General features: G+C 50.6%; 13 protein-coding genes. 2 read left to right on the forward strand and 11 right to left on the reverse strand.

The window, feature by feature from the left end:
• Positions 1-112: 112 nt before the first annotated feature.
• From K1X45_RS09415 to K1X45_RS09440, 6 genes are all read right to left on the reverse strand, one after another.
• Entirely contained in the window at positions 113-994 is an 882-nt protein-coding gene (locus tag K1X45_RS09415; protein WP_022709364.1) for a 3-hydroxybutyryl-CoA dehydrogenase, read from the reverse strand.
• A gap of 179 nt (positions 995-1,173) precedes the next feature.
• Positions 1,174-2,103: an electron transfer flavoprotein subunit alpha/FixB family protein gene (locus tag K1X45_RS09420; RefSeq protein ID WP_022709363.1), complete on the reverse strand. Its 930-nt coding sequence runs from the start codon at positions 2,101-2,103 to the stop codon at positions 1,174-1,176.
• A 23-nt stretch (positions 2,104-2,126) separates the two neighbouring features.
• Complete coding sequence (locus tag K1X45_RS09425) at positions 2,127-2,876, reverse strand: electron transfer flavoprotein subunit beta/FixA family protein (RefSeq protein WP_220158676.1); 750 nt, start codon at positions 2,874-2,876, stop codon at positions 2,127-2,129.
• Between the two features lie 522 nt (positions 2,877-3,398).
• Positions 3,399-4,004 carry a cob(I)yrinic acid a,c-diamide adenosyltransferase gene (locus tag K1X45_RS09430; protein WP_220158677.1) on the reverse strand — a complete coding sequence of 202 codons (606 nt, stop codon included), beginning with the start codon at positions 4,002-4,004 and terminating at the stop codon, positions 3,399-3,401.
• 35 nt (positions 4,005-4,039) lie between these two features.
• Entirely contained in the window at positions 4,040-4,231 is a 192-nt protein-coding gene (locus tag K1X45_RS09435; RefSeq protein WP_022709359.1) for a twin transmembrane helix small protein, read from the reverse strand.
• Between the two features lie 436 nt (positions 4,232-4,667).
• Complete coding sequence (locus tag K1X45_RS09440) at positions 4,668-5,525, reverse strand: SDR family oxidoreductase (RefSeq protein ID WP_370627116.1); 858 nt, start codon at positions 5,523-5,525, stop codon at positions 4,668-4,670.
• Positions 5,526-5,694: 169 nt separating this feature from the next.
• Here K1X45_RS09440 and K1X45_RS09445 point away from each other — a divergent pair, with 169 nt between their 5' ends.
• Entirely contained in the window at positions 5,695-6,540 is an 846-nt protein-coding gene (locus tag K1X45_RS09445) for a YihY/virulence factor BrkB family protein (protein ID WP_022709357.1), read from the forward strand.
• Between the two features lie 53 nt (positions 6,541-6,593).
• Here K1X45_RS09445 and K1X45_RS09450 read toward each other — a convergent pair whose 3' ends face one another.
• A complete protein-coding gene (locus tag K1X45_RS09450) occupies positions 6,594-7,625 on the reverse strand; it encodes an aspartate-semialdehyde dehydrogenase (protein WP_022709801.1) in 1,032 nt (343 codons plus the stop codon).
• Between the two features lie 104 nt (positions 7,626-7,729).
• Positions 7,730-7,888, reverse strand: coding sequence for a hypothetical protein (locus K1X45_RS09455; protein WP_210215493.1), 159 nt, complete (start codon positions 7,886-7,888; stop codon positions 7,730-7,732).
• Positions 7,889-8,248: 360 nt separating this feature from the next.
• Here K1X45_RS09455 and K1X45_RS09460 point away from each other — a divergent pair, with 360 nt between their 5' ends.
• Entirely contained in the window at positions 8,249-10,126 is a 1,878-nt protein-coding gene (locus K1X45_RS09460; protein ID WP_220158678.1) for an MFS transporter, read from the forward strand.
• 77 nt (positions 10,127-10,203) lie between these two features.
• Here K1X45_RS09460 and leuB read toward each other — a convergent pair whose 3' ends face one another.
• The 3 genes from leuB to K1X45_RS09475 all read right to left on the reverse strand — a co-directional run bounded on the left by leuB (position 10,204) and on the right by K1X45_RS09475 (position 12,622).
• Positions 10,204-11,316, reverse strand: coding sequence for a 3-isopropylmalate dehydrogenase (gene leuB, locus K1X45_RS09465; protein ID WP_151158904.1), 1,113 nt, complete (start codon positions 11,314-11,316; stop codon positions 10,204-10,206).
• Positions 11,317-11,705: 389 nt separating this feature from the next.
• Positions 11,706-11,897 carry a Trm112 family protein gene (locus tag K1X45_RS09470; protein ID WP_220158679.1) on the reverse strand — a complete coding sequence of 64 codons (192 nt, stop codon included), beginning with the start codon at positions 11,895-11,897 and terminating at the stop codon, positions 11,706-11,708.
• A gap of 26 nt (positions 11,898-11,923) precedes the next feature.
• Positions 11,924-12,622: an LON peptidase substrate-binding domain-containing protein gene (locus K1X45_RS09475; RefSeq protein ID WP_220158680.1), complete on the reverse strand. Its 699-nt coding sequence runs from the start codon at positions 12,620-12,622 to the stop codon at positions 11,924-11,926.
• Positions 12,623-12,668: the final 46 nt, after the last annotated feature.

The following is a 12,668-nucleotide window of genomic DNA, read 5'->3' on the forward strand; positions in this document are numbered from 1 at the left end:
ATTCACATACTTAATGAGCGATTAAAAATAACCTTTTATTTATTAACCCGACAAAAAACCCTGCATTTCTTGACCAAATGCAGGGTTTTCAGCAATTTATGCACTCAAAATATTAACGGGTCGGCACCGGTTCGTCACCGCGATAGTCATAGAAACCGCGCCCGGTTTTACGTCCGAGCCAACCGGCTTCAACATATTTCACCAACAGCGGACACGGACGATATTTCGAATCCGACAGTCCTTCATAAAGTACCTGCATAATCGACAGACAAGTATCCAGTCCGATGAAATCAGCCAGCTGCAACGGTCCCATCGGATGATTAGCACCAAGCTTCATAGCTGTATCAATGGCATCCACAGTGCCAACACCTTCATAAAGCGTATAAATCGCTTCATTAATCATCGGCAGCAAAATACGATTGACGATAAAAGCAGGGAAGTCAGCAGAAACCGTGATGGTCTTGCCCAGCTTCTGCACGAAATCCTGTGCAACGGCGAAAGTCGGTTCTTCTGTGGCGATACCGCGGATCAGTTCAACCAGTTTCATCACCGGCACCGGATTCATAAAATGAATACCGATAAAGCGTTCAGGACGATCAGTGGTAGCAGCCAGACGGGTAATTGAAATCGAAGATGTGTTGGTTGCCAGAATAGCATTGCTGTGCAGATGCGGGCAGACCTGCGCAAAAATCTGCTTCTTAATGGCTTCATTTTCCGTAGCAGCTTCGATCACCAGATCGCAAGGTGCCAGATCAGCCATGGTTTTGGCCGGCTTAATCAGCGCAAGGCTGGCAATGCGTGCTTCCTCAGCCAGTTTGCCCGAAGCAACCTGACGCGCCATGTTACCGCTGATGGTGGCAATACCGTTTTCCAGTCGCTCAAGCGAAGCATCATGCAGGAGCACATCGTAACCTGCCAGCGCGCAAACATGAGCAATACCATTGCCCATCTGCCCTGCACCGATGATACCCACTGTTTTGATTGTAAAACTCATGATCCGCTCCGATCCCTTCGTATCAATAAATTTACAGCAATAACGCCAATTTTTCTCCGCCTACATGAGCAGTCTCATGCAGATAAGTCTATCCCTGATTAAAGCAAAACGCGCCCGGATTAAATATCCGGACGCGTCATATTATCAAAGACAATCATGCCTGATTGTCATGATCCTGATTAAAGTGCTTTTTCAAGCTCCGGCAGAATAGTGAACAGATCACCAACCAGACCGTAATCAGCAACCTGGAAAATCGGTGCTTCTTCATCCTTGTTGATCGCAACGATCACTTTGGAATCCTTCATACCGGCCAGATGCTGGATCGCACCGGAGATACCGCAAGCGATATACAGTTGTGGCGCAACCACTTTACCGGTCTGACCAACCTGCCAGTCATTCGGTGCATAACCCGCATCAACAGCCGCACGGCTCGCGCCGATTGCAGCACCGAGCTTGTCAGCAACCGGTGTGATCACTTCGTTGAATTTCTCAGCAGATCCAAGTGCACGGCCACCGGAGATGATGATTTTCGCTGAAGTCAGCTCAGGACGATCACCGCCGGAGATTTTTGCCTCAACAAATTTCGACACAGCCGGATCATTGCCTGCATCCACGCTCTCAACTGCAGCTGAACCGCCTTCACCGGCAGCCGCAAAAGAAGCGGTACGCACAGTGATAACCTTCTTGGCATCTGTGGTTTCAACAGTCTGAATCGCATTACCCGCATAGATCGGGCGCTTGAAGACTGTCGGAGACACAACTTCGGTAATTTCCGAAACCTGTGCCACATCGAGAAGTGCTGCAACGCGTGGCAGTACGTTTTTACCCGAAGTGGTCGCCGGAGCAATTACAGTGTCATAGGAATCAGCAAGAGCAACCAGCAATGCTGCGGTTGGTTCTGCCAGACGGTTTTCCAGTGCATCGCTCTCAGCGAGCAGAACTTTGCGCACGCCTTTCAGCTTAGCCGCAGCATCAGCAGCAGCTTTGGCGCCTTTACCCGCAACCAGAACATCCACATCACCGCCGATAGCGAGCGCAGCAGTCAGAGCCTTTGCAGTCTGGTCAGAGAGGCTTGCATTATCGTGTTCTGCAAAAAGAAGAATAGCCATAATCGTTTTCCTGTCCTGACCGCTTACAATACGCCTGCTTCGTTTTTGAGCTTGTCAACAAGCTCAGCAACGGAAGCCACTTTCACACCGGCTTTACGGCCGGAAGGCTCTTCGGTTTTAAGGATTTTCAGACGCGGCGCAGTATCAACACCGTAATCAGCCGGTGCCTTCTCATCCAGCGGCTTCTTCTTCGCCTTCATAATATTCGGCAGAGAAGCATAGCGCGGCTGGTTCAGACGCAGGTCGGTCGTGACAATCGCAGGCAGTTTCACTTCAATCGTCTGCAAACCACCGTCAACTTCACGTGTCACATTGGCAGAAGCGTCTGAGAGCTGTACTTCCGAGGCAAAAGTTGCCTGTGCCCAGCCAAGCAATGCAGAAAGCATCTGACCGGTCTGGTTCGCATCATCATCAATCGCCTGTTTGCCGAGAATAACCAGCTTCGGCTCTTCTGCGGCAACAACGCCTTTCAGAATCTTTGCAACGGCAAGCGGCTCGACAGCATCATCGGTTTTCACGAGGATAGCGCGGTCTGCGCCCATAGCCAGAGCGGTACGCAGGGTTTCCTGCGCCTGCGCAGGTCCGATAGACACAACCACAACTTCAGAAACTTTACCGGCTTCTTTAAGTTTCAGCGCTTCTTCAACCGCGATTTCATCAAACGGGTTCATCGACATTTTGACATTGGTCAGCTCAACGCCTGAACCGTCACTTTTCACCCGGATTTTGACGTTGTAATCAACAACCCGCTTAACTGTGACCAGAACTTTCATTCGGTTAAGATCCTCTCCACTTGAGCAGCATTTGCTGCTCTCTTCGACCGGACATAAGCCCTTTTCTTGCCTGTGTCCGCCTGCCTCTCAGTCAGATACAGTTTTAAAGCATGGCCTCATAAACAACTTGCCTGAAGCCGACATACTAAAACTCTATCGCAAACACGCCTGATGCACCGTCAATTTTTGACGGAGATTTCAGAAATTTCATAAGACCGTAATTCTGAACCATAGAGAGGTCAATCATAACCGGCAGAAGGGCTATGAAATATCATCATAACTATCTTCGAAACATGACGGATGATGTCGCAAATATACAAAGATTAACGCGCATTTTGATCTGATCGTAGCGGGATAAGAAATCAATCCGGTGGACTGATTTCCCCGCGAAGGCGTATACACTTTCCTGAATGTGCACTTAGAGCATATCGCATTTAATTCCACCCACTGCGCTCGCTCTATCCTTTGTTTTTACGCATGTCGTTATCAGAAAACCGGTGCCCACTTTTCCGCGACACGCTTTTAGCGTGTCAGCGCCGGTATCCATAAAATATCATCCCGCCCCTGATTATTCGCAATGCGGGCAGCCACAAAAAGCAGATCAGACAAACGATTGATATAACGCAGGGCAGCATCTGAAACCTGTTCATCAGTCTGCGCCGCCAGTGCCACCATGGCGCGCTCTGCACGTCGTGCAATCGTTCTGGCCATGTGCAGATGCGCGGCGGCCGGTGAACCGCCGGGCAAAATAAAGGAGCGGAGCGGTTCCAGTTGTGCATTCAGCACATCAATTTCCTGTTCCAGCCGGTCAACCTGCTTGTCCACAATCCTCAAAGGCTCATAGCCGAGATCTGCAGCAGTGCCGGAGGCAGGATCTGAAACAGCAGCGGGGGTGGCAATGTCAGCACCGAGGTCAAAAAGATCATTTTGCGCCCTTGTCAGCATAGCATCAACATCCGGCAGGATCAGCGCGGTATAAAGCCGTGTCATACCGATAGATGCATTCAGCTCATCAATATCACCACAGGTCACGATGCGCAGATCATCTTTTCTGCGTCTCGGGCCGCAGGCCAGACCTGTTGTACCGTCATCACCGGTACGCGTGTAAATTTTATTCAGCTTAACCAAAAATGCCTCACCGGTTACTGCTCATACAAGTGCAATTAGCGGCGGGCAAAATATAATGCACCAACCATCAGCACCACGGCAATGAACTGAAACATAATACGCAGACGCATCAGCTTGTTGGATGTATTACCATCGCCGTTGCGCATCATATTGCGCAAGCCCAGCAACAGAACAATCGCCACGGCAATCATGGCAATAATCGCTGCAAATTTAAAACCGCTGTCCATTCTTTCCTCCCGATTGCTTTTCAGCAATCCTCCGTCTTTCCCGCTCAATGTGTAACAGAAGCTTTTTGCGGCAGATAGAGCATTTCCCGCAAAAGTGTGTAGCGGTTTTGCGTTAGGACAATGCGGTTAAACAAACCAGCATTTCCCGCAAAAGTGTGCAGCGGTTTTGTGTTAGGATAATGCGGCTAAACAAACCAGCATTTCCCGCAAAAGTGCGAAGCGGTTTTGCGTAAGGACAATGCGGCTAAACAAACCAGCATTTCCCGCAAAAGTGCGAAGCGGTTTTGCGTAAGGACAATGCGACTAAACAAACCAGCATTTCCCGCAAAAGTGCGAAGCGGTTTTGCGTTAGGATAATGCGGCTAAACAAACCAGCATTTCCCGTAAAAGTGCGAAGCGGTTTTACGCAAGGATAATGCAGTGTACTTGCGTTCTTTTACGACTGATCGGCCAGCATTTTATAAAGCCAGCGTGCAGGCAGCAGGCGTTTGGCAAGTATGCCGAGTTTTGCCGGACGGGTAACCGGATAATGCGGACGCGGACGATCACTTTCCAGCGCATGCAAAAGAACCTCATAAACAGCATCCGGGCCCAGCTTCACAGAGGATTTCGTACCGCCACTTTGTAACTTGGCGAATTGCCGCCGGTAATCTTCTGCATGAACGGAGTTGTCCATGTCGATATATCTTTGCGCATAGGCCGCGGCATTGGCTGCAAATTTACTGGTAATCGGCCCCGGCTCGATCATGGAAACAGAGATGCCGGAACCTTCGAGTTCCATACGCTGCACCAGCATCAACCCTTCCAATGCAAATTTGGAGGAGACATAAGCTCCGCGCCATTTCATCGGCACCAGACCGAGAATAGACGAACAATGCACCAGACGCCCCTGTTTACGCGCCCGCATTGCAGGGATCAGCCGCTGTGTCAGATCCTGCCAACCGAAGAAATTGGCCTCGAACTGCAAACGCAGTGCCTCCATCGGTAAGTCTTCCACCGCACCCGGCTGTGCATAAGCGCCATTGTTAAACAGCGCATCAAGCTGATGATTACACAGCTTCAGCACACTCTCAGCCACAGCGGCAATCGACTCCGGCTCGCAATAATCCAGATAAAAAGCTTCAAAACCCTGTTCCCGCAAATAGGCCAGATCCTGGTCTTTACGGGCAGTGGCAAAAACCCGCCAGCCGCGCTCTTTGAGAGCCTGCGCACAATAGGCACCAATACCGCTGGAACAACCGGTGATTAAAATGGTTCTTTGCTGCGCAGATGGAATTTGCACATTTTTGGCCATATGCTGATCTTTATCCGTTGGTTTGCGGGCTGATATCATTGCAATTCCTGTCCGCAGAGTTTTTATACACGTTGAATTTTTGACTTGTGGTCGGTTATACCACACAAACTTGTAATCAGCTCTGCCACAGACGAAAACGAATGAGCCGAAATAAAGGAATTTTCTGTCTATGCGAAAAATAATCCGTTTCCTCAGACAGACCCTTACCGATGCAATCGGCCATTTTATATCCGATGATGGCTGGGCATTTGCATCCCATATCGCCCTCTCCGGCCTGATGGCGCTGTTTCCGTTTCTGATTTTTGCAACAGCACTTGCCAGTTTTCTTGGTGCGGATGCTTTTGCCGAGACAGCAGTCCATGTGATTTTTGATACCTGGCCTCCTGCCATTGCCGCTCCGATCGCCCGCGAAGTGCAAAATGTTCTGACGATTCCGCGCGGCGACCTCCTGACCCTCAGTGTGATTGCCGCTGCCTATTTTGCTTCCAACGGCGTGGAAGCTTTGCGTGTAGCACTCAACCGCGCCTATCGCGTGACAGATACCCGTTCTATTCTGTTTTGCCGTGCGCAAAGCCTTGGCTTTGTGATTATCGCCACGCTCAGCATTATGGCCATCAGCTTCCTGCTGGTGCTTGCGCCGCTGGCGATCCGTCTTGCAGAACAATGGGTTCCCGCACTGGAAACCATGTCGATTTCATTCGGTTTCTGGCGCTATGCAATTGCGCTTTCAGTGTTAGTTTTCGGACTATTTGTCGTACATATCTGGCTACCGGCCGGACAAAGATCATTGCTGGATATTCTGCCCGGTATTGCGCTGACACTGATTGCATGGCTGGCCGGAGCAACTGCTTTTGCCCGTTATCTTGAAAGCTTTGCCAGCTATGTCACCACCTATGCCGGTCTGGCATCGATCATGGTGGCGATTGTGTTTCTCTATATTATTGCCGCGATTTTCATCATTGGCGCGGAAATCAACGCCGCTATCATGCAATACCGCAATCGCGAACAGCAATAAGGATACAAAAAAGGCGCGGAGACCGCGCCTTTTTCTTTATTATTTTCTCAAAATCAGGCAGCTGATTTCGGCTTGATCAGATTACGCTCCAGCAACAATTCAGCGATCTGGATCGTGTTGAGTGCTGCACCTTTGCGCAGATTGTCCGCAACGATCCACATGGAAAGACCGTTTTCCAGTGTGATGTCTTCACGGATACGCGAAATGAATGTTGCGTCTTCGCCGGCGCTTTCATAAGGGGTGATGTAACCACCGTCTTCATGCTTATCAACAACCTGACAACCCGGTGCATCACGCAGGATATCACGGGCTTCATCAGCGCTGATCGGCTTGTCGAATTCAATATTCACAGCTTCAGAGTGACCGATAAAGACCGGTACCCGCACGGCAGTGCAGGAAACTTTGATCTTCGGATCCAGCATTTTCTTGGTTTCAGCCATGACTTTCCACTCTTCTTTGGTGGAGCCGTCTTCCATGAAGGAATCAATATGCGGGATAACGTTGAAAGCAATGCGCTTGGTGAATTTCTGTGCTGTGACAGGATCAGCAACAAAAACCGCGCGGGACTGCTGGAACAGCTCGTCCATACCTTCTTTACCGGCACCGGAAACCGACTGATAGGTTGCAACAACAATACGCTTGATGGTGGCCGCATCATGCAAAGGCTTGAGTGCAACAACGAGCTGGGCAGTCGAGCAATTCGGATTGGCAATGATATTGCGCTTGCGGAAACCGTCAATCGCATCCGGATTGACTTCCGGCACGATCAGCGGCACATCGGCATCATAGCGCCATGCGGAAGAATTATCGATAACCACGCAACCCTGCGCGCCGATTTTTGGTGACCATTCCTTGGAAATATTACCACCGGCCGACATCAGACAAATGTCAGTATCGGAAAAATCATAGGTGTCGAGCGCTTTAACTTTCAGTGTCTTATCGCCGTAAGACACTTCCGAACCCTGACTGCGGCGGGAAGCAAGTGCCACCACCTCAGAAGCCGGAAAACCACGCTCTTCGAGAATATTGAGCATTTCGCGACCCACATTACCTGTGGCGCCGACAACAGCAACTTTGAAACCCATGTGAAAAATCTCCTGTCCCTCTCCGCTTTCACACCAGAAAACCCGTGGCCACGCAGGTTCTCCGCCCCGGGCCTAACCCGGGAGAGGGTGAGCAGGCCAAGGGATCAGACCGTTTTGGTGGTCGTTTTCGAGGTGATTGTCTTCAGGGCAATCATGGCCGTTTTGGTAATACCGAATGCAGGAGAAGCTACACCCATAGCTCCGCCGCCGGAGAAATCTCCGGAAAATGCTGGCAAAACTGATGGCAAAGCGAGGGATTCCACGCGGTGTCTCCTAATTCACTGCTGCTTTTAACGCGATTTTGCCAAGAGTCAATTGCCGTTTATGTCGCCAAAGCCGCCAAATGTTTAAGAAAATACCAAATTTCCAATAAGCTGCGTTTGCATCCGCGCCGCGCAGAAAAATATTTCACCATTATTATACTAAAGAATACTGACGCAAATCCCGTTTTCAGTTCATTCTGTCTGCGACTGCTTTGCCAGGCGGCAATAGAAACCGCGCGACTGCAGGCACCTCCGGCCACACCGGCCACGAGACGAATTCCGCATATTGAAAGGCTGAGAATAATCAACACCCGGTGGCAATAAGGGAACTGCCGCAGGGTTTATCCGGGAGGACAAATTATGGCAGCAATTGATGGTGCGCGTGAACGCGCCCCTAAGATGACCAAGGAGGAGCGCAAAGTTATTTTTGCCTCATCGCTTGGTACAGTATTTGAATGGTACGATTTTTATCTCTACGGCTCACTGGCAATTTATATCGGTGCTGCCTTCTTCAGTGAATATCCTGAAACAACCCGTAATATTTTCGCGCTGCTGGCTTTTGCGGCGGGCTTTCTTGTACGCCCGTTCGGCGCGTTGTTCTTTGGCCGTATCGGCGATCTGGTAGGCCGTAAATATACGTTCCTTGTCACCATTGTGGTGATGGGGCTTTCCACCTTCCTCGTCGGTCTGTTGCCGGGCTCGGCATCTATCGGCATTATCGCACCGATCATTCTGATTGGTCTGCGTATGCTGCAGGGTCTCGCACTTGGCGGTGAATATGGCGGTGCGGCCACTTACGTGGCTGAACATGCACCAAACGGACGCCGCGGTTTCTATACTTCATGGATTCAAACCACCGCGACTTTCGGTCTCTTCCTGTCTCTGGTGGTCATTCTGCTGATCCAGAATTCCATGACAGCCGAAGAATTCGCAGCATGGGGCTGGCGTATTCCGTTCCTGATTTCCGTCGTTCTGCTCGGTATTTCCGTCTGGATCCGTATGCAGATGAGTGAATCCCCTGCTTTCAAGAAAATGAAAGAAGAAGGCAAACAGTCCAAGGCTCCGCTGAAAGAAGCTTTTGGTCACTGGAAAAACGCCAAGATTGCTCTGATTGCCCTGTTCGGCCTCACCGCCGGTCAGGCTGTGGTCTGGTATTCCGGTCAGTTCTATACGCTGTTCTTCCTGCAAAACGTGCTGAAGGTTGAAAGCATCTCGGCCAATATCATGATTGCTATTGCCCTTCTGATCGCAACCCCGTTCTTCCTGTTCTGGGGCTGGCTGTCGGATAAAGTCGGCCGCAAGCCGATCATCATGGCAGGTCTGGCACTGGCAATCTTCACATATTTCCCGCTGTTTAAAGCCCTCACAGCAGCCGCCAATCCGGCGCTTGCCCGTGCAGAAGCAACCATCAGCGCAACCATCACCGCAGCACCGGGCGATTGTACTTTCCAGTTCAATCCGGTTGGTACAGCCAAATTCACCACATCCTGTGACGTGGCAACCGCTTTCCTGTCCCGCTCTTCCGTTCCTTATACGGTTGAAACCGGCGCAGCAGGCACACCAGCAAGTGTGAAAATCGGTGAAAGCACCATCACATCCTATGATGCGACCGGTGCCGATGCCGCAACCCGTGCACCGGCTTTTGTGCATGATGTGAATCTGGCTCTGCAAAAAGCCGGCTTCCCTCTGGTGCGTAATGCTGCCAAAGTACCGGATGCCAAGCTGGATGCATTTGTTGCCGCCAATCCGGAACTGTCGCTGAATGCAGATACAATCCGCGCCGGTGAATCCGTCAGCATGACAGCCGATCAGATGGTTGCTGCCAAGCTGATTCCGGCAGCTGATGCCGCAACAATCGGTGAGCAGAAGGTTTATAGCATTCCTGATGCAGGCACCTTCAAAATGGTTGCCGATCCGGATGAAGTAAACTGGCCGCTGACCATTCTGATCCTCACCATTCTGGTGATCTATGTGACAATGGTTTATGGCCCGATTGCCGCTATTCTGGTGGAAATGTTCCCGACCCGCATCCGTTATACCGGTATGTCACTGCCTTACCATATTGGTAACGGCTGGTTCGGGGGTCTTCTTCCGGCAACTGTGTTTGCGATGAGCGCTGCCAAAGGTGATATTTATTATGGCCTCTGGTATCCGATCATTATCGCTCTGATGACTTTAATTATCGGTCTGATCTTTGTACGTGAAACCAAAGACCGTGACCTCAATCACGTAGAGTAAAAACTCTGCTGCAAAATAAAACCGCCGGAGCAGCAATGTTCCGGCGGTTTTTTATGATCAATCGGTTATTATAGATGTCAAGCAGACAATGCTTTGAACTTGGCGAGAATTGCGTCGCCCATTTCAACAGTGCCGACTTTCTTCGAGCCTTCCGACCAGATATCACCGGTACGGATACCATCATCCAGAACAGCAGCAATGGCCGCTTCCAGACGATCTGCTTCTTCAATCAGGTTGAAAGAATAACGCAGGCACATTGCGAAAGAAGCAATCATTGCAATCGGATTGGCAATGCCTTTGCCAGCAATATCCGGTGCCGAACCATGTACCGGCTCATACAGTGCTTTGCGTTTGCCTGTTGTTGCATCCGGTGCACCGAGCGAAGCGGATGGCAACATGCCGAGCGAACCGGTCAGCATAGCAGCAACATCAGACAGCATATCACCGAACAGATTGTCGGTTACGATCACGTCGAACTGTTTCGGCCAGCGTACCAGCTGCATACCACCGGCATCGGCCAGCATATGCTCAAGCTGCACATCAGCATATTTTGCTTTATGGGTTGCGGTGACAACTTCGTTCCACAACACGCCGGATTTCATCACATTACGTTTTTCCATCGAGGTGACTTTGTTGCCGCGTGTCCGCGCCAGTTCAAAAGCCACACCGGCAATGCGCTCGATTTCATAGGTTTCATAAACCTGTGTATCGATACCGCGCTTCTGACCATTGCCCAGATCAATGATTTCTTTAGGCTCACCGAAATACACACCGCCGGTCAGTTCGCGAACGATCAGAATGTCCAGACCTTCAACGACTTCCGGACGCAGCGACGAGGCATCAGCCAGTGCCGGATAGCAGATTGCAGGGCGCAGATTGGCAAACAGCGCCAGATCTTTACGCAGACGCAGCAGACCAGCTTCCGGACGCACTTCATAAGGCACGCTGTCCCATTTCGGGCCACCAACAGCACCAAACAATACGGCATCAGCGGCGAGCGCCTTTTCCATATCGCCTTCTGAAATCGCCTGACCATGGGCATCATAGGCGGAACCGCCGACAAGACCTTCGTCTGTCTCGAAGCCGAGGCCTTTTTCTTCATTCAGATAAGTGATGATTTTGCGGACTTCCGCCATTGACTCAGGGCCGATGCCGTCGCCGGGCAGAAGAAACAGTTTTCTGGTCGCCATAATGCCATGCCTTTTTTCAGATCGACGGACGGTCTGTTCCCGCCAGCGATCTTCTTTAAATTCAGAGCACCCTCCCCCCGCAATTAATCTCAAAGGCAAAGCGCTCACGCGAAAAATTCGCGTTATTCATAGCCCAGAATCTCAGAGAGGGGGAAGTGTCAAACGCAAGATTTGACTCATATTTTTGCGATTCTCGCAATAATCCTAAACGGCATGCAGCCATGGATGAAAATACTTCCGTCTGCTTTACCGCTTAGACGCTTATCGCTTTGAGGAGACGCACTCTAGAGCAGATTACTTCCAGATTGGATCATAGCGCTCGCTCTAGATTCTTTATTTGGTCGCATTATCACAGACGTCAAGTTGATCCAACTTGACTGTGAAATGCTCTAATCTAAAGAACGGGCTTCCGATGCCAGCAGAATCGGTATGCCTTCCCGCACCGGATAGGCCAGTTTTGCCTTTTTAGAAATCAGCTCGCTGTGCTCGCGGTCATAATCCAGCACGCCCTTGGTCAGAGGGCAAACCAGCAATTCAAGCATTTTCGGATCGATCTGCTTTATACTATCCTCATCATGCATACTTGTCAGACCTACATATTCTCAGGCTATTGCAAGCCTGAACCATAATCATCGCCGTTGCGTACCAGAGCAATTTCGGTAATCGCAACCAGCGTTTCCGCACGGGTTTTCAGATCAGGCGCTTCCAGCAATGCCTGTTTTTCCGCCTCACCAAAAGGCGACATCATTGACAGCGCATTGACCAGTGTTTCATTGCCTGCCTTGGCAATGCTTTCCCAATCCGCCTCAAGACCATTGGCTTCAAGATAATCGCGAAAAGCCTGCAACAGCGCTTCACGATCAACCTCTTTTTCGCCCTGCTCTTCTTCGAGATCCTGCAGATAAGGTTTGATCCGCGCCATACGGAACGGATGCGGTACCGGCAGTTCTTCCTCCAGCCGGAAGCGGCAAATACCCTGCAATGTAATCAGCACTCGGCCATCACCGGTTTCGGTATAGGATGTGATCCGTCCGAGACAGCCAACCGCACTCAGTTCCGGCCTGTCCGTACCTTTGGCGGCGCCTTCTTTATCTTGCACCGCAACACCATTGACGATTTGCGGCTGGATAATCCCGATCACACGGTCACCGGCCAAAGCCTCATCAACCATCACCAGATAACGCGGTTCAAAAATATTCAGAGGCATTTGCCCGCGGGGTAAAAGCAGACCGGCTACCAGCGGAAATACAGGAATCACTTCCGGTAAGTCTGACGCTTTTCGGTAATGGACATTGCCCGCCTGCATAAATTCACCTCACATCTCAATACCGGATTACTGTTCCGGTATTGTA

This window comes from Pseudochrobactrum sp. Wa41.01b-1, from assembly GCF_019464455.1.
Classification (GTDB): Bacteria; Pseudomonadota; Alphaproteobacteria; order Rhizobiales; family Rhizobiaceae; genus Pseudochrobactrum; species Pseudochrobactrum saccharolyticum.

Coding starts and splice junctions, on each gene's coding strand:
- K1X45_RS09415 (WP_022709364.1), bottom strand. CDS start 994: ATGAGTTTTACAATCAAAACAGTGGGTATCATCGGTGCAGGGCAGATG.
- K1X45_RS09420 (WP_022709363.1), bottom strand. CDS start 2,103: ATGGCTATTCTTCTTTTTGCAGAACACGATAATGCAAGCCTCTCTGAC.
- K1X45_RS09425 (WP_220158676.1), bottom strand. CDS start 2,876: ATGAAAGTTCTGGTCACAGTTAAGCGGGTTGTTGATTACAACGTCAAA.
- K1X45_RS09435 (WP_022709359.1), bottom strand. CDS start 4,231: ATGGACAGCGGTTTTAAATTTGCAGCGATTATTGCCATGATTGCCGTG.
- K1X45_RS09440 (WP_370627116.1), bottom strand. CDS start 5,525: ATGGCCAAAAATGTGCAAATTCCATCTGCGCAGCAAAGAACCATTTTA.
- K1X45_RS09445 (WP_022709357.1), top strand. CDS start 5,695: ATGCGAAAAATAATCCGTTTCCTCAGACAGACCCTTACCGATGCAATC.
- K1X45_RS09450 (WP_022709801.1), bottom strand. CDS start 7,625: ATGGGTTTCAAAGTTGCTGTTGTCGGCGCCACAGGTAATGTGGGTCGC.
- K1X45_RS09460 (WP_220158678.1), top strand. CDS start 8,249: ATGGCAGCAATTGATGGTGCGCGTGAACGCGCCCCTAAGATGACCAAG.
- leuB (WP_151158904.1), bottom strand. CDS start 11,316: ATGGCGACCAGAAAACTGTTTCTTCTGCCCGGCGACGGCATCGGCCCT.
- K1X45_RS09470 (WP_220158679.1), bottom strand. CDS start 11,897: ATGCATGATGAGGATAGTATAAAGCAGATCGATCCGAAAATGCTTGAA.
- K1X45_RS09475 (WP_220158680.1), bottom strand. CDS start 12,622: ATGCAGGCGGGCAATGTCCATTACCGAAAAGCGTCAGACTTACCGGAA.